Raw genomic sequence first — 18,870 nt, 5'->3', positions numbered from 1 at the left:
CGGGGAGCAGTTTAACTGCGAACAGCCCGCAAGGCGAAAAGCCACGGGCACTATTGGCACTGGATCGGCCGCAATTCCGCGGGCGATTGTCAACAGGGGGAAGTCATGTCGGACTATACCGAAAGTGATAAAAAGCAGGATGTGCATATCCTGCATTCCATGGGCTATGCCCAGGAACTCGAACGGCGGATGAGCTCGTTTTCGAATTTCGCCGTTTCCTTTTCGATCATCTGCATCCTCTCCGGCGGTATCAACTCGCTGGCGCAGGCGACCTCGGGCGCGGGCGGTGCCGCCATCGGCATCGGCTGGCCGATCGGCTGCTTTGTTTCGCTCGTTTTTGCCGTCGCCATGGCGCAGATCAGCTCCGCCTATCCGACTGCGGGCGGCCTCTATCACTGGGGTTCGATCCTCGGTAACCGTTTCACCGGCTGGCTGACCGCCTGGTTCAACCTGCTCGGCCTCGTCACCGTTCTTGGCGCGATCAACGTCGGCACCTATTATTTCTTCATGGGCGCCTTCGGCACGAGCTATCTCGGCCTGACGGACACGACGCTGGTGCGGATCGTCTTCCTGGTGATCATCACCGGCGCACAGGCGCTTGTGAACCATATGGGCATCGGGCTCACCGCAAAGCTCACGGACTTCTCCGGCTACCTGATCTTTGCAACCGCGATCGTGCTCGCAGCCGTGTGCCTGCTTGCCGCACCCTCTTATGAGTTCGGCCGGCTCTTCACCTTTGCCAACTATTCCGGCGAAGTCGGCGGCAATGTATGGCCCACGACATCGGGCGCCTGGGTGTTCCTGCTCGGCCTTCTGCTGCCGATCTACACCATCACCGGTTATGACGCTTCCGCGCATACTTCGGAAGAAACCGTCAAGGCGGCGCATTCCGTTCCGCGCGGCATGGTCGCGTCGGTCCTGTGGTCGGCGCTTTTCGGCTACATCATGCTGTGCGCCTTCGTGCTCATGCTGCCGAACATGGACGACGCGGCAAAGCAGGGCTGGAACGTGTTTTTCTGGGCGATGGACAGCCAGGTGAACCCGATCGTCAAGGATATCCTGTATCTCGCGATCTTCGTCAGCCAGTGGTTGTGCGGCCTTGCGACCGTCACCTCGGTCTCGCGCATGATCTTCGCCTTCTCGCGTGACGGCGGCCTGCCGGCCTCCAAGGCGCTGTCGAAGGTCAGCCCGAACTACCGCACGCCGGTTGCTGCGATCTGGACGGGCTCGATCCTCTCGGTGCTCTTCGTCTGGGGCTCGTCGCTCGTCTCGATCGGCGACACGCCGGTTTACACGATCGTCGTATCCTGCACGGTCATCTTCCTGTTCTTCTCCTTCGCGATCCCGATCGCACTCGGCCTCTTTGCCTGGGGAACCTCGAAGTGGGACAAGATGGGTCCGTGGAACCTCGGTGAAGGCGTGTTCAAGCTCTTCGCGGTTCTCTCGATCCTCGCGATGATCCTGATCTTCGTTCTCGGCATTCAGCCGCCGAACAGGCCGGCGCTCTACGTCACGGTAGGGTTCCTGGTGCTGACGGGCATCGTCTGGTTCGGCTTCGAAAGCCGCCGCTTCAAGGGCCCGCCGATCGGCGACGAAGTGGCAAAACGCCAGGCCGAGATCGCAGCGGCCGAAAAGGCCGTCGGCGAAAGCTAAGAACTGAGGCTTCCCTCTCACATGGCGGGGCCGCATCACGCGGCCCCCTCACGGTTCAACGAAAAGGCATCGGGCGGGTTGATCCCGGCGGTCGCATGCCGTTTCGTTTTCCCGATTTCTCAGGTTCAATTTCAGGCGGATACATCATGAGCAGCTATACTCTCGACGATCTCAGACAGGACGTTGCCGACGGGCGCATCGATACGGTGCTTGCCTGCCAGGTGGACATGCAGGGGCGCCTGATGGGCAAGCGTTTCCAGGCGGAGTTTTTCCTCGAAAGCGCCTGGAAGGAAACGCATAGCTGCAACTACCTACAGGCAACCGACATGGAGATGGAAACCGTCTCCGGCTACAAGGCGACGAGCTGGGAAAAGGGCTACGGCGACTATACGATGAAGCCGGACCTTTCGACGCTGCGCGTCATTCCCTGGCTCGAAGGTACCGCGCTCGTTCTCTGCGACGTGCTCGACCACCATACGCATGAGGAAGTGGCCCATTCGCCGCGCGCGATCCTGAAGAAGCAGGTCAAGCGCCTGGAGGACATGGGCATGAAGGCCTATATGGCCTCCGAACTCGAATTCTTCCTGTTCGACCAGACCTACGAGGCGGCACAGGCGTCCGGATACCGAAACCTGAAGCTCGCCAGCGCCTATAATGAGGACTACCACATCTTCCAGACGACCAAGGAAGAAGAGGTAATGCGGGCGATCCGCAAGGGCCTGCAGGGTGCGGGCATCCCGGTCGAAAATTCCAAGGGTGAGGCTTCCGCCGGCCAGGAAGAAATCAATGTGCGTTATGCCGATGCGCTCACCATGGCCGACCGGCATGCGATCATCAAGAACGGCTGCAAGGAGATCGCCTGGTCGAAGGGCAAGGCAATCACCTTCCTTGCCAAGTGGCATTACAATGCCGCCGGCAGTTCCTCGCATATCCATCAGTCGCTCTGGAGTCTCGAAGAAAAGCCGCTCTTCTTCGACCATGCCGGCCATCACGGCATGACACCGCTGATGCAGAACTATATTGCCGGTCTGCTCAGCCACGCGAGCGAGATCACCTATTTCCTGGCGCCTTACATCAATTCCTACAAGCGCTTCATGGCCGGTACCTTCGCGCCGACCAAGGCGGTCTGGAGCAAGGACAACCGCACGGCGGGCTACCGCCTCTGCGGCGAGGAAACCAAGGCGATCCGTATCGAGTGCCGTGTCGGCGGCTCCGATCTCAATCCCTATCTTGCCTTCGCGGCCCTGCTTGCCGCCGGCATCGACGGCATCGAGAAGAAGCTGGAACTGGAGGCGCCCTATGTGGGCGATGCCTATTTCGGCAAGGACATCCGCGAGATCCCGCGCACGCTGCGCTCCGCCACCAAGGCCATGACGGAATCGGAGATGCTGCGGGCAGCCTTCGGCGACGAGGTGATCGATCACTATACCCGCGCTGCCGAATGGGAGCAGGAAGAATACGACCGCCGCATCACGGATTGGGAAGTGGCGCGCGGCTTCGAGAGAGCTTAAGAACGTATCCGAAGCGGAAAGCCGCCCGACTGGATTCTCCCTGCGGAAGACAAGTCGTGTCGTCTTTCCCTGCGGCTCAGAAGAAAACAGGATTTAGATCATGACAATGATCCAATGCATTTCGCCGATTGACGGCTCTGTTTACGCGGAGCGTCCGACGCTTTCGCTTGAAGCGGCAAAGGAAGCCGTGGCGCGTGCGCGCAAGGCGCAGAAGGCCTGGGCCAAGCGCCCTCTCGAAGATCGCGTCCAACTGGTGTTGAAGGGTGCCGCCCGTCTCAACGAGATGTCCGATGTCGTCGTGCCCGAGCTTGCCTGGCAGATGGGCCGGCCGATCAAGTATGGCGGCGAATATCGCGGCTTCAACGAGCGCTCCAATTACGTCGCCTCGATCGCGGCCGATGCTCTGGCTCCGCTCGTCGTCGAGGAGAGCGACAAGTTCGAGCGCCGTATCGAGCGCGAAGCCCATGGCGTCGTCTTCGTCGTGGCGCCCTGGAACTACCCCTACATGACGGCGATCAACACGATCGCGCCGGCGCTGATGGCGGGCAATACCGTCGTGCTGAAGCATGCCTCGCAGACGCTGCTCGTCGGCGAGCGGTTGGTGCAGGCTTTTGTCGAGGCCGGTATTCCAGAGGATGTGTTCCAGAACGTCTTCCTAGACCATGAGACGACCTCGGCGCTGATCGCCGCCGGCAGCTTCAACTTCGTCAATTTCACCGGTTCGGTCGAAGGCGGTCGCTCGATGGAACGCGCTGCGGCCGGCACCTTTACCGGTCTTGGCCTCGAGCTCGGCGGCAAGGATCCGGGCTATGTGATGGAGGATGCCGATCTCGACGCCGCCGTCGACACGCTGATGGATGGCGCGACCTATAATTCCGGCCAGTGCTGCTGCGGTATCGAGCGCATCTATGTGCATGAATCGCTCTATGACGCGTTCGTCGAGAAGTCGGTCGCCTGGGTTTCGAACTACAAGCTTGGCAACCCGCTCGATCCGGAGACCTCGCTCGGCCCGATGGCGCACAAGCGCTTTGCCAAGGTGGTGCGCGAGCAGATCGCCGATGCTGTTGCCAAAGGCGCCAAGGCGCTGGTCGATCCGAAGCTTTTCCCGGCCGATGACGGCGGCGCCTATCTGGCACCGCAGATCCTCGTCAATGTCGACCATTCCATGGCCTTCATGCGCGAAGAGACCTTCGGCCCAGCCGTCGGCATTATGAAGGTTAGGAATGACGACGAGGCATTGGCGCTGATGAATGACAGCCAGTACGGGCTGACTGCTTCGCTCTGGACCAAGGATGCGGAGCGGGCAGGACGGCTCGGCCGTGAAATCGAAACAGGCACTGTCTTCATGAACCGCGCCGATTATCTCGATCCGGCTCTGTGCTGGACCGGCGTCAAGGAAACCGGCCGCGGCGGCTCGCTGTCGATCATCGGCTTCCACAATCTGACGCGCCCGAAATCTTACCATCTCAAGAAGGTTACAGCATGAGCAGCGCCAACATCACCGCAAACTGGAGCTATCCGACATCAGTCAAGCTCGGCCGCGGCCGCATCAAGGAACTGGCCGACGCCTGCAAGAGCCTCGGCATGAAGAAGCCGCTGCTCGTCACTGACCGCGGCCTCGCCTCGATGGCGATCACCAAGAACGCGCTCGACATTCTCGAAGATGCCGGCCTCGGCCGCGCGATCTTCGCCGATGTCGATCCGAACCCGAACGAGAAGAACCTCGAAGCCGGCATCAAGGCCTTCCGCGACGGCGGCCATGACGGCGTTGTTGCCTTCGGCGGCGGTTCGGGCCTCGATCTTGGCAAGTGCGTGGCCTTCATGGTCGGCCAGACGCGCCCGGTCTGGGATTTCGAGGATATCGGCAACTGGTGGACACGGGCGAGCGTCGAAGGTATCGCGCCGATCGTTGCCGTACCGACCACGGCGGGCACCGGCTCGGAAGTCGGTCGCGCCAGCGTCATCACCAATTCCGTGACGCATGTGAAGAAGATCATCTTCCATCCGAAGTTCCTGCCGGGCGTCGTCATCGCCGATCCGGAACTGACGGTCGGCATGCCGAAGATCATCACGGCCGGCACCGGCATGGATGCCTTCGCCCATTGCCTGGAAGCCTATTCCTCGCCCTTCTACCATCCGATGTCGGCCGGCATCGCGCTGGAGGGCATGCGGCTCGTCAAGGAATTCCTGCCGCGCGCCTATAAGGAAGGCACGGATCTGGAAGCCCGCGCCAACATGATGTCGGCAGCCGCTATGGGCGCTGTCGCCTTCCAGAAGGGTCTCGGCGCCATCCATGCGCTCTCGCATCCGATTGGCGCCGTCTACAACACCCATCACGGCATGACCAATGCCGTCGTCATGCCTGCAGTGCTGCGCTTCAACCGCTCGGCTATTGAAGAGAAGATCGCACGTGCGGCAGCCTATCTCGGAATTTCGGGCGGCTTCGACGGTTTCTATGATTACGTGCTGAAGCTGCGTTCCGAACTCAACGTCCCTGACAATCTGACGGCGATGGGAATCACCCCCGACCGGCTCGACGAACTGGCGGCGATGGCGATCGAAGACCCGAGCGCCGGCGGTAATCCGGTTGCATTGACGCTTGAAAATACCAAGACCCTGTTTGCGGATTGCTTCTGATCAGATAAAGGCGGACCTATCAACTGGCCCGGAAAACCTTGGTTTTCCGGGCTTTTTTGTTTTTAGCGCATGCTTATTTCTGATGATGCGAAAAATGCAGGCCGCAATTTCAGCGGGTCCGTTTAACGGTTTGTTAACCACGATTGGCAAGGATGAGTTAACCGCACGATGCTCCGACAGTGCGATTAACAACGAGCGATGCCGGCTCGCGCCATTTCCCTTCGAGGACTAATAATATGCCAGTCATCACATTCGCAAATACCAAGGGCGGTGCCGGCAAGACCACAGCCGTATTGCTGCTTGCTACCGAACTTGCCCGTCAGGGCTACCGCGTCACCATCCTCGATGCCGATCCGCAGCACTGGATTTCGCGCTGGCACGAAATTTCCGGCCATGTGGCAAACATCAGCGTCATCGATTTCGTAACGACCGCCTCGCTGCCGCAGCACATCAGCGAAAACAAGCAGAATACCGACTACTTCATCATCGACCTGCCGGGCGCGCGCAATCCGCTGCTGGCAACGGCCGTCGGCCTCTCCGACCACGTGCTGATCCCGATCCAGGGCTGCGCCATGGATGCACGCGGCGGCGCCCAGGTTCTCGAATTGCTCCAGTATCTGGAGGAGAAGGCAGGCATCAAGATCGGCCATTCGGTCGTGCTGACCCGCGTCAACTCCATGGTCACTACCCGCGCGCTGCAACTCGTCAAGGCGCTGCTGAACGAGCGCCACGTGCCGGTTCTCGATACGGCGATCATCGAACGCTCGGCCTTCCGCGACATCTTCGATTGCGGCGGCACGCTGCATACGATGGATCCGATGCGCGTCAGCAATCTCGACAAGGCTCGTGAAAACGCCCTCTGTTTCGCCGAGGAAATCATCCGCAAGGTGCCGGGCCGGCTGCCGGTTGCCATTCGCCTAGCAAACGCCATGGTCCGTGCTGCCTGATTAGACTACCGGGGGGTAGGGAAATTGATGCCTCGGCTTCGACCGGGGCATTTTCCATTTGAAATTACATTTGCTCACTGGTGTAATGGTTATCAGGTTGTAAAAATCTCTTCACGCGCGAAGCAACGCATGAGCATTACCCGGCAAGTCGACGACAAGCTCATCGATTCCATCTACGGAATCGTTTTTGGCGAAGCGCGATGGGATACGTTTCTGACGGAGTTGAACGGGCTGTTGCCGGGGGCGGGAACCAGCCTTTTCTATCACGACGCTGCGCGGGCGGAAGGTTCGTCGCAATTCCACATCAACATGGATCAGTCGTGGATCGACACCTACACGCGCTATTACTGCCGGCTGAACCCGTGGATATCCGGTCTGGATAGGACACCCACCGGGCAGGGGGCAATCGGCGAGGATTTCATATCCTATGCGGAGCTTTCCAAGACCGAGTTCTTCAATGACTTCTGGCATCGGCATGAAGGTCACGGCGCTGTCGGCATGGCGATCCTGCGGGAGGGGAGCCGGTCGTTCAATCTTTCGATCACCACGACCCGCTGGACCGATCCGAATGAGAGCCGGGCCTGCGCTGCGCTTTTGACAAGGATCGGGCCGCATCTGAGACGGGCCTTCATCGCGGTCGAATCCGGCGGCCGGCAAAAGAGCCATTCGGAGATCAACGGACGACTGTTCGATGCCATTGGCGTCGGTGTGCTCCTCCTGAATTCAGAGCGGCGACTGGTGTCCACTTCTGGCTTGGGAGAGGCGGTGCTCGAACAGGGAACAGGTGTTTGGCTTTCACCGCTCGGAACCCTGCATCTCGCCGACAAGGATGCTGATGACCGTCTCACACTGATGCTGCGGCATGGATCGGAGGCGGAGCGCCAGCAGACGGTTCTGACCGATGGCCGGAAGATCACCTTGCTCAAGCTTGAAAAAAGCCACCAGCCACGCTTCTTTGAAAGGCCTGTTGTCGCCATCCTGATTGAGCCCAAACAAAGGCTCGCGGGGCTGAGTGATGAAAAACTGCGCAACGATTTCGGTCTTACGCAGGCTGAAATCAGGGTCGTCAGGGCGCTGGTTTCGGGAGGCTCGGTTGCAGGGCTGGCTGCCGAAACCAGCCGTTCACGAGAGACGATCCGCTCGCAGGTGCGGTCCGTCTACATGAAGACGGGTGCCAGGAAGCAGGTGGAGCTCTTGCGTCTCATCCAGTTCGGCGAGCGCCCGGCGGAGACACCGGGCGAATAGTGTTCCTCAGTCGACGAATTCGACCGTCACGCCGGGCTTGACCATCTTGGCAAGCTCCGTCGCATCCCAGTTCGTCAGGCGGATGCAGCCATGGCTCTGGGTGCGGCCGATCCTGGAGGGGTCGGGCGTGCCGTGAATGCCATAGGTGGGCTTGGAAAGCGCCATCCAGACCGTACCAACCGGGCCGTTCGGGCCTGGCGGGATGTCGAGGATCTTGTCGTTGGCGCCTTGCTGGAAGTTGACCTTCGGATTGTAGGTGTAGCCCGGATTGAAGGCGACGCGCTCGACCGTCACCGTGCCTGACGGAGAGGGCGTGTCGGTGGAGCCGATCGAGGCGGGGTAGGCGGCAACGAGGTTGCCGGCGTCGTCATAGGCGAAGACCTGCTTGCGGCCCTTGTCGGCGAGGATCTTCGCGACTGCGCCCTTCTTGTTCTCGCCGGGATTGACGACCTTGATGACGGTGCCTGGAATCGTGAAATCCGCGCCGGGGTTCATTTCCTTCAGGAAGTTCTCGTCCATATGGAAGCGTTCGGCGAGCGCTTCGGTTACGGAGGTGTAGGCGAGGGACGGCAGGAGCGCCTTCTGTGAATAATCTTCCGGGATCTGTGCGACATAGGGACCGGCCGCATCCGCATCCGTGATCGTGTAGTTGACGACCGGCAGGCCGCCATTCATGCGCAGTTCTTCGAGGATCGCATCCGTATTGTTTGGATCGAGCTTGGTGCCGGTCATCTGTTCATAGGCGTAGACCGCCTTGGTGACATTGGAGCCCATATGGCCGTCGATGACACCGGGCGAAACGCCGGAGCGATCCAGAAAGACCTGAAGGGCCACGATCTCGGGCTTCGACTTGTCCTTGAGGGTGATCACAGGTTCCTGCGGCACCTGACGCGGCTCATCGGCGGGTGGAATCTGCTGATCGGGCTCGATTGCGGCATAGTCGTCCTGACCCTGCTGATCGCCGGGGTAGGGCTGATCCTCGAGTGGCCGGCGCTCTATGGCAGCATCCTGCGGAATGGAACCGGTTACCGGGCCGCGCTCGGAATAGCGCGTGTCGCCGTGGCGGTTGTCGTCAGGATAATAGGGATCGTTATTGTAGGCGTCGTTGTAGACTTCGCGATTTGTGCGCGGCGAATAATAGCCGCGGGCGCGCATCTCTGTGGCGATGATGTTGCCGTAGCGGTCGACCAATACGCGATTGCCGCTGTAATCACGGGCATAGACGAAGCCGCGGCCGGGCGGGACATAGTCGAGAATTTCGCCGCCTGGCGTCACCAGCACGATATCGCTCCGGTTTCGGCCATATTGCTGGGCATCGGCCTGTGGCGCGACGGCAGCGAGCGCCAACAGCATGGCCGAAAAAGAAAAGGCCGATTTCATAAAGCGATTCACGTCTCACACCTCGATCAGTGGCTCGGCAGACACACACCTGCGAATTTTGACGCTAGTGTGGAATTTCTTAAGCCGTGCTGAACAAAACATAAAAACAACGGTGTTTTGCGTTTACTCATAAACGCTTGCGCGAAGATGACGTTCCTGTGAAGTCGCCGGTTGCGGTGCTCCCTGACCATTTCACCGGTGTCGATTGACGAGGGTGATCGCACGACCTAACCCTACCGCAACCAAGATTCCCCGGGAGGACAGCCGATGATCGAATTTGCCGCCGCAAGCGGGCCGCGCCTGATGCTGGACGAAACATCGGTGCTGGATATCGCCGGCTGCATTATCGAGGGCGTGGATATCGCGCCCAAGCGGGCCATTCCCGACGATGGCGACCCGCGAATCGATCACTCGCTGGAAGGCTTCCTCTTCACTTGCGGTCCTGATCATATCCGCCACCGGCAGCCCATTCCCGGCACTGATGGCAAGATCTATCCGCTGCACGGCTCTGCCTCCGGCCATCCGGCCAAGGTGCTGTGGACGAGGTTGGAAAACGGCGATGCCGAATGCCGCGCCGATATCGACATCACTACGGTCGAGGGCCTGCCGCAGCGCATCGAGCGGCTGTGGCGGATCGACGGGGTGACCGGCGAGGTCTCGCTCGAAGATCGCGTCGTCAATACGAGCAGCGAGACGGTGCCGACCTTCCTGATGTACCATATGAACACCGGCGGCAAATGGCTCGACGCGGCGACACGGCTCGAAGGCCGGATGCTTGATGGAGGTGGCTTTCCCTGGACCTTCGGCGAGGAGCCGGGCGGCATTTTCTGCGTCGAGGCTCCGGCCACTGAAGACGGTTTCGCCGAAGTCCGGCTCGGGCCGATTGCTGCGATCGGCGGCAAGACGCTGAGGGTGCGTTTCCGCGCCGATACGTTGCCGCATCTGCAGATCTGGCGGAACCAGAAGGCGCCGGCGCATATTATCGGTATCGAACCTGTGTCGCACCGGTGGGTGCTGCGCCATGAGCTGGAAGCGGCCGGTGAGTTCAACTGGCTGAAGCCGGGTGAAAGCCGCAGCTACGGCCTGCGTTTCGCTTTCGTCTAATGAAGGGGCGTTCGGCGAAGACGTGTTGACGCCTACGGGAGTGCGTCGTAGACCTTCAGCCCACCATTTTCGAGGAGATTGAGACGATGGATATCCGCCAGATCGACGATGAATACTCCGTTTCCGGCCAGATCACGGTTGACGAACTCGACCAGATCAAGGCGCTCGGCTTCAAATCCATCGTCTGCCATCGTCCGGACGGCGAAAGCCCGGACCAGACGCCTTTTGCCGTCATCGAAGCCCGTGCCAAGGAGCTTGGCCTGCAGGTCACCCATGTGCCGGTTGGCCCGATGGGCGTGACCGAGGAAGCTGTGCAGGGCATGGTCGACGCACTCGACGAATTCGAGCGCCCGATGCTCGGTTACTGCCGCTCCGGCGCGCGCTCGACGGCGATCTATCAGAAGACGCACCACATTCGCGCTTAGTCTTCAGTTTGGAAGGCTGAATATTCCGATGCCGCCTGAAGGCGGCGTCTTTCATTTGATGAACAGGAGAACACGATGAGCATCAAGCGTATCGACATCGGCGCCCGCATGAGCGGTGCCGTCATCCACGGCAACACCGTCTATCTCGCAGGCCAGGTCGGCGAAGGCGAAAGCGTTACGGATCAGTGCAAGTCGGCACTCGGCGAAGTCGACCGTCTGCTCGCCGCTGCAGGCAGCAGCAAGTCCAAGATCCTGCAGACGATCATCTATCTCTCCGATATCGCTTACTTCGCAGAGATGAACGCCGTCTGGGAAGGCTGGATCGACCCCGCAAACCCGCCAGCCCGCGCCACCAGCGAAGCCAAGCTCGCTGCGCCGAAGTACAAGGTCGAGTTCATCGTCACGGCTGCTCTCGACTAAGAGCGCTCAAGAGCGACCAATCAAAGCCGGTGAAGTGTGAACCAGATTGGTTCACGGCCTCACCGGCTTTTTGTTTGGGCGATTTCCGAGAGAGTGCGGGTCGGCGTGATCGCTTCGGGATCAAGCTTGATTTCGATGATCGCCGGCTTTCCGCTGTCGCACGCCCGCTCGAAGGCCGGTGCAAAATCCTCGGTCTTTTCCACCGTCTCGCCATGGCCGCCATAGGCGCGGGCAAGGGCTGCAAAATCCGGATTGGTGAGGTCGGTGGCGCTGACCCGGCCCGGATAGTCGCGCTCCTGATGCATGCGGATCGTGCCGTAGATGCCGTTGTTGACCACGACCGCTATGATCGGCAGGTCGTAGCGCACGGCGGTCGCAAATTCCTGTCCGTGCATCAGGAAACAGCCGTCGCCGGCAAAGCAGATGACTTGCCTGTCGGGAAAGAGCCGCTTGGCGGCAACGGCGGCCGGCAGGCCGTAGCCCATGGAGCCTGAGGTTGGCGCTGCCTGCGTATTGAAGCGGCGGAAGCGGTGGAAGCGATGCACCCAGGTGGCGTAGTTGCCGGCGCCGTTGGTGAAGATCGTATCCGGCTTGGTATTGGCCTCCAGCCACTCCATGATCGGGCCCATATGGACGGCGCCCGGACCTGTTGCCGGCGGCTTCGACCAAGAGAGATAGGCCTGATGCATCCGCTCGGTTCGTTCGGCCCAGCGCGGTTCAGCCGGGGCTTCCAGATCGGCGAGCGCTTCGGCGAAATCGGCGGGACTGGCGCAAATCGCCAGATCCGGGCGGTAGACACGACCGAGCTCGGACGGATCCGGATGGATATGGACGAGTGACTGAGCCGGGTAGGGGATATCGAGCAGCGTGTAGCTCGATGAGGGCATTTCCGACATGCGGCTGCCGAGCAGGATCAGCAGGTCGCTTTCCTTGATCTCTTTCGCCAGCGCCGGATTGATTCCGATACCGACATCGCCGGCATAGGAGGGATGCAGATGATCGAACAGCATCTGGCGGCGGAAGGAGCAGCCGACCGGCAGGTTGAAGCGCTCGGCAAAGGTCTGGAAATCGGCGACCGCGTCGGCATCCCAGCGGGTGCCGCCGAGGATGACCATCGGCCGCTCGGCCTTCAAGAGGCGTAGGTAGAGATCATCGATCTGGCTGCGGCCCGGATGGGCTTCGACGCGCGTATGGCGCTTGGCGCGAGGCGCTTCGACCTCGTCGCGCAGCATATCCTCGGGCAGCGTTAGTACGACCGGACCCGGACGGCCCGATGTGGCGATCGCAAAGGCGCGGGTGACGAATTCCGGGATACGGGCGGCATCGTCGATCTCACCGACCCATTTGGCAAATTCGGTGAAAGCGCGGCGGAACTCGACCTCCTGGAAGGCTTCGCGCTCGCGCGCCTCCCGCTGCACCTGGCCGATGAAGAGGATCATCGGGATCGAATCCTGCCGGGCAATGTGCAGGCCGGCAGAAGCATTGGTGGCGCCTGGGCCGCGGGTGACCATGCAGATGCCGKGTTCGCCGGTCAGCCGGCCCCAGCAATCCGCCATCATGGCGGCACCACCCTCCTGGCGGCAGACGATGACGTCGATATCGCTGTTATGCAGGGCGTCGAGCACGGCAAGGAAGCTCTCTCCCGGCACGCAGGAGAGGCGTTTCACGCCGTTTGCCTTCAGCGCCTCGACGATCAATTGCCCGCCTGTCCTCTTCATGGCCCCTTCCTTCTCATGGCGATGTCTTCCTCTCCCATTCTACCAGTTCGGTCAGAACCTCTTCATTGTGCTCGCCAAGGCGCGGGCTCGGCCGTTCGTAACGCAGCGGCGTTTCCGACAGAACAACCGGCGTGCGCACACCCGGGATCATCGTGCCCGCCGGATCTGGCAGGTCAATGCGCAGGCCGCGCGCGAAAATCTGCGGATCGGCAAACATTTCCTCGATCGTGTTGATGGCGCCGGCCGGGACGGCGTTGTCCTCGCAAGCCTTCAGGAGGTCGGCTTTTTGCCATTTCAGCGTTTCGGTGGAGACCGTCCGGCGCACTGCATCTCTGTTGGCGACGCGTGCCTTGTTGGTCGCGAAGTTCTCGTCATCGGCGATGACGAGGCCGAGGATCGTGCAGAGCCGGCGGAACTGGCCGTCATTGCCGACGGCGAGAATGAGATAGCCGTCAGCGGTCGGTACGACCTCATAGGGCGAGATATTCGGATGCGCATTGCCGAGGCGCACGGGGGCGCGGCCGGAAACCAGATAGTTCATGTTCTGGTTGGCAAGGATCGCCGACTGTACATCGAGCAGCGCCATGTCGATCAGCTGGCCTTCGCCCGTCTTCAGAGCATGAATGAGGGCAGCTTCGATCGCCGAGACCGCATAGATGCCGGTGAAGATATCGGCAATCGCGACACCCGCTTTCATCGGCTGTCCATCCGGTTCACCCGTTATCGACATGAAACCCGACATGCCCTGGACGATATAGTCGTAGCCGGCGAGACTGGCGTAGGGACCGGTCTGGCCGAAGCCGGTGATGGAGCAATAGACGAGGCGCGGATTGATCGCTCTCAGGCTCTCATAGTCGAGCCCGTATTTGACGAGGCCACCGAGCTTGAAGTTCTCGATCAGCACGTCTGCTGTGGCGACGAGGCGGCGCACCAGCGACTGGCCTTCCTCGCTTTTCAGGTCTGCGGTGACGGAGCGCTTGCCGCGATTGGCGGAATGATAATAGGCGGCGGAGAGATTTTCGCCATCCGCGCCTTCGACGAAGGGCGGCCCCCAATGCCTGGTGTCGTCGCCGCCATCAGGGTTTTCCACCTTGATGACATCGGCGCCGAGATCGGCCAGCATCTGCCCCGCCCAGGGGCCGGCCAACACACGCGCAAGCTCGATCACCCTAATGCCCGCAAGCGGCGGCTTCTTCTTCACGTCTTCCGTCATGTTCCTCCCAAATTCCTCCCAATTCCTCCTATGGGCGGCGGATTTCAGGGCGCCCTCGTTGCCTCAGATGTATCGGATACGGGTTTGGAAGCAAAGCGCCGCTCGCGCCAGATGATGTAGAGGCCCGACGCGATGACGATGAGGATGCCGAGCCATTTCAGCGCGTCCGGGAAATCGGCGAAGACCAGCCAGGCAAAGACCGTGGCCGAGACGATTTCCAGATATTGCAGCGGCGCAAGCGTGGAGGCCGGGGCGGCGCGATAAGCGTAAGCCGCGAGAATGCCCGTTATCGCTGCGGCAATGCCCGTACCCAGCAAGTAGCCGAAGGCGGGAAGATCGGGCATGGTCGTGTCGAAGATGTCGGAGCCGCTGCCATAACCGAAGAACAGGATGACGGTGCAGAAGAAGATGCCCCAGAGGCCGGTTTGGAACTGCATGGCCCAGGGATCTTCCCGGTGTGACAGCACGCGTGTCATCAGCGCGAAGACGGCGATGCAGAAGGCGCTGACGACGGGCAGCAGGGCGATATAGCCCACCTGCTCGAAGCTCGGCTGGATGATCAGCATGGCGCCCAGGAAACCGACGGCGCAGGCGCTGTAGCGGCGCCAGCCGATGGTTTCCTTCAGGAAGATGCTGCCGAGGATCGTCAGGATGATCGGCTCGACGAAGAAGATGGCGATGGCATCGGCAACCGCCATGACCTTCAGCGTTGTGACGAAGCAGATCATCGAGATGGTGACCATCGCGCCGCGGATGGCATGATACCAGCTCTGCTTCAGCGAGAACTGGATCTTTGCGCCGCGCAGGAAGATGAAAGGCAGCATGGTGAGCGCCTGGATGACGAAGCGGAAGCCGGCCACTTCAGTGGAGGAGATGGTTGTCGTCGCCAGCTTCGAGAAGATGTCGATCAGCGGCGAGATCAGCACCGAGAGCAGCATGAAAAGCAGGCCGAACGTCACCTCGGATGAGGCGGGATGGCGGGTGGAACTCAGGCTCGTCATCTCAGGTCCTTTCGCTCGGGACCGTGCGGATCGCCTCGTCGCACCAACCGGCGAAATCCGCAATTGCCGTTTCCGCGCCGATCTCGTTCAGCGTTTCATGCCGCATGTCCTGATATATCTCAGTGCTGATACGGGAGAAGCCTCGGCTTTTCAAACGCTTTGACAGCCAGAGAACGGCTTTTCCATTGTTGGTTGCCGGGTCCTTGCCGCCGCCGACCAGATGGATCGGCATGTTCTTCGGCAGGGTCTCGAGCCGTTCCTTTTCGATGCCGCGGAAGGTGAGGGCGAAGACATCGAGCCAGAGCGACACCGAAGCATCGAAGCCGCAAAGCGGATCGGCAATATAGGCGTCGACCTCGGCCGGATCGCGCGACAGCCAGTCGAATTCCGTACGGTGATCGGGAACGGATTTGCCCCAGGCGGAAAATGTCAGCCGCGGCAGCATGTCACTCGGCACGTCCGAGCCTTTCAGCATGCGCTCGGCAAGCAGGATCGCCTGTGCAGCGCGGCCGGAAAGACCGGCAGCGAAATTCGAATTCCAGACGGCAAGGGCTGCGAAACGGCCGGGGAGATCGGCGGCGGCATTCAGTGCGATCAGGCCGCCCATGGAGTGACCGAGCAAAATGACGGGCAGGCCGGGGTGACTGCCCGTGGCAAAGGTGTGCATGGCGGCGATATCGCTGATGACACTCTCAATACCGTTGCGTCTCGCAAAGCGACCGAGCGGCGCATCATCGGCCGTTGTCTCGCCGTGGCCGCGATGGTCATGCGCATAGACATGATGGCCGCTTGCAGCCATGGCCTCGGCAAAGCGGTGGTAACGACGGGAATGTTCGGCAAGACCGTGTGAAATCATCAGGATGGCGCGCGCTTGCCCCACGGCGGGCTGGTGATGATAGGCAAGCGAAGCCGCGGCGTTTCGAAGCCGCAATGTCTCGGAAAACATGCATTCCTCCCACGCCCAAAAGACCAGATATCAAGGCAAATGCAATATTGCGGTTTCGCTCATACATAAGAAAAGCATGCTTGCCCCTGCGATTCAGGGTTGCGCAAACTTCGGCTTCATGCTTGTTTGTTCCTGTATTGTTCTTTGTCGGAGCTATTTCGGGGCTAATAATGGGCAAGTTTCTACTCTCGGTTTCCATCCTGTTCCTTTCGCTGTCGTCAGTCGGTTCCGTATCCGCACAGGAAAGCGGGCGCACACGGTTCATCCTTGCGGCAAGCTGGCAGCCGGCGTTCTGCCAGACCAACCAGAAGAAGGCTGAATGCGCCAGCCAGAGCGGCGACCGCTATGACGCCACCAACTTTTCTCTCCATGGTCTGTGGCCGATGCGGAAAGACTATTGTGACGTATCCGCCGACCAGAAAGCCGCCGACAAGGACGGCCAGTGGACGAGCCTGCCTGCGGTGAACCTTTCGGCCGAGACGAAGAGTGCGCTCGACAAGGCGATGCCCGGCACGCAATCGGCGCTCGAGCGGCATGAATGGATCAAGCACGGCACCTGCACGAAAATGAGTGCCGACGATTATTTCGCCACCGCCATTCATCTGATGGGCGATCTCAATGCTTCGGCCGTGCGTGATCTCTTTGCCGCCAATGTCGGCAAGACGCTGAAGGCCGATGCAATCAAGGCGGCCTTCGACAAGAGCTTCGGCGCAGGCGCCAGCGACCGGGTGAAGATGAGCTGCCGGCGCGTCGGCAACAAGCGCGTGATCAGCGAACTGACGATCGGGCTTTCGCAGGATGCCGTTTCGGCTCAAGCGAAGGAGAAGGGCCTCGGTGGCCTCATCCAGGGGGCAGGGCAGACTTCCTTCGGCTGTGACGAAGGCATTGTGGATGCAGCCGGCTTCTGACGGAAACATGCCGAAATCCCGACGAAACGGGGTTTCGGCGTTGCCCGACGGCGTGGTTTCGCCTACATAGCGGCCACGATTTCAAGTTTCCGCCCGGAGCATCCCAGCATGGCACGCCAGTTCATCTATCATATGTCCGGCCTCAACAAGGCCTATGGCAACAAGAAGATCCTCGAGAATATCCACCTTTCCTTCTATCCCGATGCCAAGATTGGTATCCTGGGCCCTAACGGCGCCGGTAAGTCCACCGTGCTGCGCATCATCGCCGGTCAGGACAAGGAATATACCGGGGAAGCCTGGCTCGCCGAAGGCGCGACGGTCGGATACCTGGAACAGGAACCGAAACTTGATCCGAACAAGACAGTGTTTGAGAATGTCATGGAAGGCGTTGCCTCCAAGACGGCTGTGCTCGAGCGCTACAACGAATTGATGATGAACTATTCCGACGAGACGGCGGACGAGGGTGCAAAGCTCCAGGACATCATCGACAGCCAGAACCTCTGGGATCTGGAAAGCCAGGTCGAGATGGCAATGGAAGCCCTACGCTGCCCACCGCGCGACGCCGAAGTCACCAGCCTTTCGGGTGGTGAGCGTCGCCGTATCGCACTTTGCCGCCTGCTGCTGTCGCAGCCGGATCTGCTTCTGCTCGACGAACCGACCAACCATCTGGACGCCGAAACCATCGCCTGGCTCGAAAAGCATCTGCGCGATTATCCGGGCGCCGTGATGATGATCACCCACGATCGCTACTTCCTGGACAACGTCACCGGCTGGATCCTGGAACTCGATCGCGGCCGTGGCATCCCCTACGAAGGCAACTACTCGGCTTACCTGCTCGCCAAGGCCAAGCGCATGCTGCAGGAAAACCGCGAAGAGGCAGGCCGCCAGAAGGCGATCAGCCGCGAACAGGAATGGATCGCGTCCAGCCCGAAGGCCCGCCAGGCCAAGTCCAAGGCGCGTATCAAGTCTTACGAGCAACTGGTGGAGGCCGCCGAGAAGCAGCGTCCCGGCGACGCGCAGATCATCATCCCGGTCAGCGAGCGTCTCGGCCAGGTTGTCATCGAAATGGAAGGCATCACCAAGGGCTTTGAAGGCCGCACGCTGATCAACGACCTGTCGATCAAGCTGCCGCCAGGCGGCATCGTCGGCATCATCGGCCCGAACGGCGCTGGCAAGACGACGCTGTTCAAGATGATCACCGGCCAGGAAAAGCCGGATGCTGGATCGGTCCGCATCGGCGAGACTGTGCATCTCGGTTATGTCGACCAGAGCCGTGACGCGCTCGACGGCAACAAGACCGTCTGGGAAGAAATCTCGGGCGGCGCGGAAATCATCAAGCTCGGCAAGTTCGACATGAACTCGCGCGCCTATTGCGGCGCCTTCAACTTCAAGGGCGGCGACCAGCAGCAGAAGGTCGGCAATCTCTCGGGTGGTCAGCGCAACCGCGTTCACCTTGCCAAGATGCTGAAGGCCGGCGGCAACGTTCTGCTGCTCGACGAACCGACCAACGACCTCGATACGGAAACGCTGGGTGCTCTGGAAAGCGCGCTGGAAGCATTTGCCGGCTGCGCCATCATCATCAGCCACGATCGCATGTTCCTCGACCGTCTGGCCACGCACATCCTCGCTTTCGAAGGCGAGGGCCATGTCGAATGGTTCGAAGGCAACTTCGAGGACTATGAGCAGGACAAGGTCCGCCGCCTCGGCCCCGACGCCTTGAACCCGGGCAGCCAGGCCCACAAGCGCCTGACGCGCTGATCGG

Annotated in this window: 16 protein-coding genes; 11 read left to right on the top strand and 5 right to left on the bottom strand. The window is 60.7% G+C overall.

Translation table 11 applies throughout. The features are described 5' to 3' along the window. Positions 1–105: 105 nt before the first annotated feature. From AC1DTN_RS24505 to AC1DTN_RS24480, 6 genes are all read left to right on the top strand, one after another. Positions 106–1,653: an amino acid permease gene (locus AC1DTN_RS24505; protein WP_477922978.1), complete on the top strand. Its 1,548-nt coding sequence runs from the start codon at positions 106–108 to the stop codon at positions 1,651–1,653. A gap of 146 nt (positions 1,654–1,799) precedes the next feature. After that, positions 1,800–3,164: a glutamine synthetase family protein gene (locus tag AC1DTN_RS24500; protein ID WP_310389264.1), complete on the top strand. Its 1,365-nt coding sequence runs from the start codon at positions 1,800–1,802 to the stop codon at positions 3,162–3,164. 100 nt (positions 3,165–3,264) lie between these two features. Further along, positions 3,265–4,650 carry an aldehyde dehydrogenase family protein gene (locus tag AC1DTN_RS24495; RefSeq protein WP_477922977.1) on the top strand — a complete coding sequence of 462 codons (1,386 nt, stop codon included), beginning with the start codon at positions 3,265–3,267 and terminating at the stop codon, positions 4,648–4,650. Then, on the top strand, positions 4,647–5,801 hold the full coding sequence (locus tag AC1DTN_RS24490; protein WP_477922976.1) for an iron-containing alcohol dehydrogenase: 1,155 nt from the start codon (positions 4,647–4,649) through the stop codon (positions 5,799–5,801). The genes AC1DTN_RS24495 and AC1DTN_RS24490 overlap by 4 nt, the downstream gene beginning before the upstream one ends. 236 nt (positions 5,802–6,037) lie before the next feature. Beyond that, the gene (locus AC1DTN_RS24485) at positions 6,038–6,748 is read left to right on the top strand and encodes a ParA family protein (RefSeq protein WP_113324543.1); all 711 of its coding nucleotides are present in this window, start codon (positions 6,038–6,040) and stop codon (positions 6,746–6,748) included. Between the two features lie 129 nt (positions 6,749–6,877). Then, on the top strand, positions 6,878–7,993 hold the full coding sequence (locus AC1DTN_RS24480; protein WP_477922975.1) for a helix-turn-helix transcriptional regulator: 1,116 nt from the start codon (positions 6,878–6,880) through the stop codon (positions 7,991–7,993). Between the two features lie 6 nt (positions 7,994–7,999). Here the strand turns inward: AC1DTN_RS24480 and AC1DTN_RS24475 are convergent, their stop codons facing one another. Further along, entirely contained in the window at positions 8,000–9,385 is a 1,386-nt protein-coding gene (locus AC1DTN_RS24475; RefSeq protein WP_477922973.1) for a L,D-transpeptidase family protein, read from the bottom strand. A gap of 255 nt (positions 9,386–9,640) precedes the next feature. Between AC1DTN_RS24475 and AC1DTN_RS24470 the strand changes: the two genes are divergently transcribed. The 3 genes from AC1DTN_RS24470 to AC1DTN_RS24460 all read left to right on the top strand — a co-directional run bounded on the left by AC1DTN_RS24470 (position 9,641) and on the right by AC1DTN_RS24460 (position 11,322). Next, a complete protein-coding gene (locus AC1DTN_RS24470) occupies positions 9,641–10,477 on the top strand; it encodes a DUF4432 family protein (RefSeq protein ID WP_477922972.1) in 837 nt (278 codons plus the stop codon). 86 nt (positions 10,478–10,563) lie between these two features. Further along, the gene (locus tag AC1DTN_RS24465) at positions 10,564–10,902 is read left to right on the top strand and encodes a protein tyrosine phosphatase family protein (protein WP_113324539.1); all 339 of its coding nucleotides are present in this window, start codon (positions 10,564–10,566) and stop codon (positions 10,900–10,902) included. Between the two features lie 75 nt (positions 10,903–10,977). Then, positions 10,978–11,322 carry a RidA family protein gene (locus tag AC1DTN_RS24460; protein ID WP_220336754.1) on the top strand — a complete coding sequence of 115 codons (345 nt, stop codon included), beginning with the start codon at positions 10,978–10,980 and terminating at the stop codon, positions 11,320–11,322. 59 nt (positions 11,323–11,381) lie between these two features. Here AC1DTN_RS24460 and AC1DTN_RS24455 read toward each other — a convergent pair whose 3' ends face one another. Genes AC1DTN_RS24455 through AC1DTN_RS24440 form a run of 4 tightly spaced genes read right to left on the bottom strand, consistent with a single transcriptional unit; the run spans position 11,382 to position 16,200 of the window. Next, complete coding sequence (locus AC1DTN_RS24455; RefSeq protein WP_477922971.1) at positions 11,382–13,040, bottom strand: thiamine pyrophosphate-binding protein; 1,659 nt, start codon at positions 13,038–13,040, stop codon at positions 11,382–11,384. 13 nt (positions 13,041–13,053) lie between these two features. Continuing rightward, positions 13,054–14,253 (bottom strand): succinate--glutarate CoA-transferase, encoded by a 1,200-nt coding sequence (caiB, locus tag AC1DTN_RS24450; RefSeq protein WP_477922970.1) that lies wholly within the window; start codon positions 14,251–14,253, stop codon positions 13,054–13,056. 44 nt (positions 14,254–14,297) lie between these two features. Further along, positions 14,298–15,254, bottom strand: a complete 957-nt coding sequence (locus tag AC1DTN_RS24445; protein WP_113325781.1) for a DMT family transporter — start codon at positions 15,252–15,254, stop codon at positions 14,298–14,300. Position 15,255: 1 nt separating this feature from the next. Next, positions 15,256–16,200 carry an alpha/beta fold hydrolase gene (locus tag AC1DTN_RS24440; RefSeq protein WP_477922969.1) on the bottom strand — a complete coding sequence of 315 codons (945 nt, stop codon included), beginning with the start codon at positions 16,198–16,200 and terminating at the stop codon, positions 15,256–15,258. A 170-nt stretch (positions 16,201–16,370) separates the two neighbouring features. On the opposite strand from AC1DTN_RS24440, the gene AC1DTN_RS24435 reads away from it, so the two are divergent. Both AC1DTN_RS24435 and ettA read left to right on the top strand, forming a co-directional pair. Beyond that, complete coding sequence (locus tag AC1DTN_RS24435; protein WP_310389292.1) at positions 16,371–17,108, top strand: ribonuclease T2 family protein; 738 nt, start codon at positions 16,371–16,373, stop codon at positions 17,106–17,108. Positions 17,109–17,216: 108 nt separating this feature from the next. Next, positions 17,217–18,866: an energy-dependent translational throttle protein EttA gene (gene ettA, locus AC1DTN_RS24430; protein WP_113322247.1), complete on the top strand. Its 1,650-nt coding sequence runs from the start codon at positions 17,217–17,219 to the stop codon at positions 18,864–18,866. Positions 18,867–18,870 lie beyond the last annotated feature (4 nt).

It is taken from the genome of Rhizobium sp. 01T444 (assembly GCF_056398305.1).
This window is presented reverse-complemented; position numbering and strand designations above follow the sequence as displayed.

Bases quoted from the DNA above. Each gene is read 5' to 3' on its own strand.
- AC1DTN_RS24505 (WP_477922978.1), top strand. From the start codon at position 106: ATGTCGGACTATACCGAAAGTGATAAAAAGCAGGATGTGCATATCCTG.
- AC1DTN_RS24500 (WP_310389264.1), top strand. From the start codon at position 1,800: ATGAGCAGCTATACTCTCGACGATCTCAGACAGGACGTTGCCGACGGG.
- AC1DTN_RS24495 (WP_477922977.1), top strand. From the start codon at position 3,265: ATGACAATGATCCAATGCATTTCGCCGATTGACGGCTCTGTTTACGCG.
- AC1DTN_RS24490 (WP_477922976.1), top strand. From the start codon at position 4,647: ATGAGCAGCGCCAACATCACCGCAAACTGGAGCTATCCGACATCAGTC.
- AC1DTN_RS24485 (WP_113324543.1), top strand. From the start codon at position 6,038: ATGCCAGTCATCACATTCGCAAATACCAAGGGCGGTGCCGGCAAGACC.
- AC1DTN_RS24480 (WP_477922975.1), top strand. From the start codon at position 6,878: ATGAGCATTACCCGGCAAGTCGACGACAAGCTCATCGATTCCATCTAC.
- AC1DTN_RS24470 (WP_477922972.1), top strand. From the start codon at position 9,641: ATGATCGAATTTGCCGCCGCAAGCGGGCCGCGCCTGATGCTGGACGAA.
- AC1DTN_RS24465 (WP_113324539.1), top strand. From the start codon at position 10,564: ATGGATATCCGCCAGATCGACGATGAATACTCCGTTTCCGGCCAGATC.
- AC1DTN_RS24460 (WP_220336754.1), top strand. From the start codon at position 10,978: ATGAGCATCAAGCGTATCGACATCGGCGCCCGCATGAGCGGTGCCGTC.
- caiB (WP_477922970.1), bottom strand. From the start codon at position 14,253: ATGACGGAAGACGTGAAGAAGAAGCCGCCGCTTGCGGGCATTAGGGTG.
- AC1DTN_RS24445 (WP_113325781.1), bottom strand. From the start codon at position 15,254: ATGACGAGCCTGAGTTCCACCCGCCATCCCGCCTCATCCGAGGTGACG.
- AC1DTN_RS24440 (WP_477922969.1), bottom strand. From the start codon at position 16,200: ATGTTTTCCGAGACATTGCGGCTTCGAAACGCCGCGGCTTCGCTTGCC.
- AC1DTN_RS24435 (WP_310389292.1), top strand. From the start codon at position 16,371: ATGGGCAAGTTTCTACTCTCGGTTTCCATCCTGTTCCTTTCGCTGTCG.
- ettA (WP_113322247.1), top strand. From the start codon at position 17,217: ATGGCACGCCAGTTCATCTATCATATGTCCGGCCTCAACAAGGCCTAT.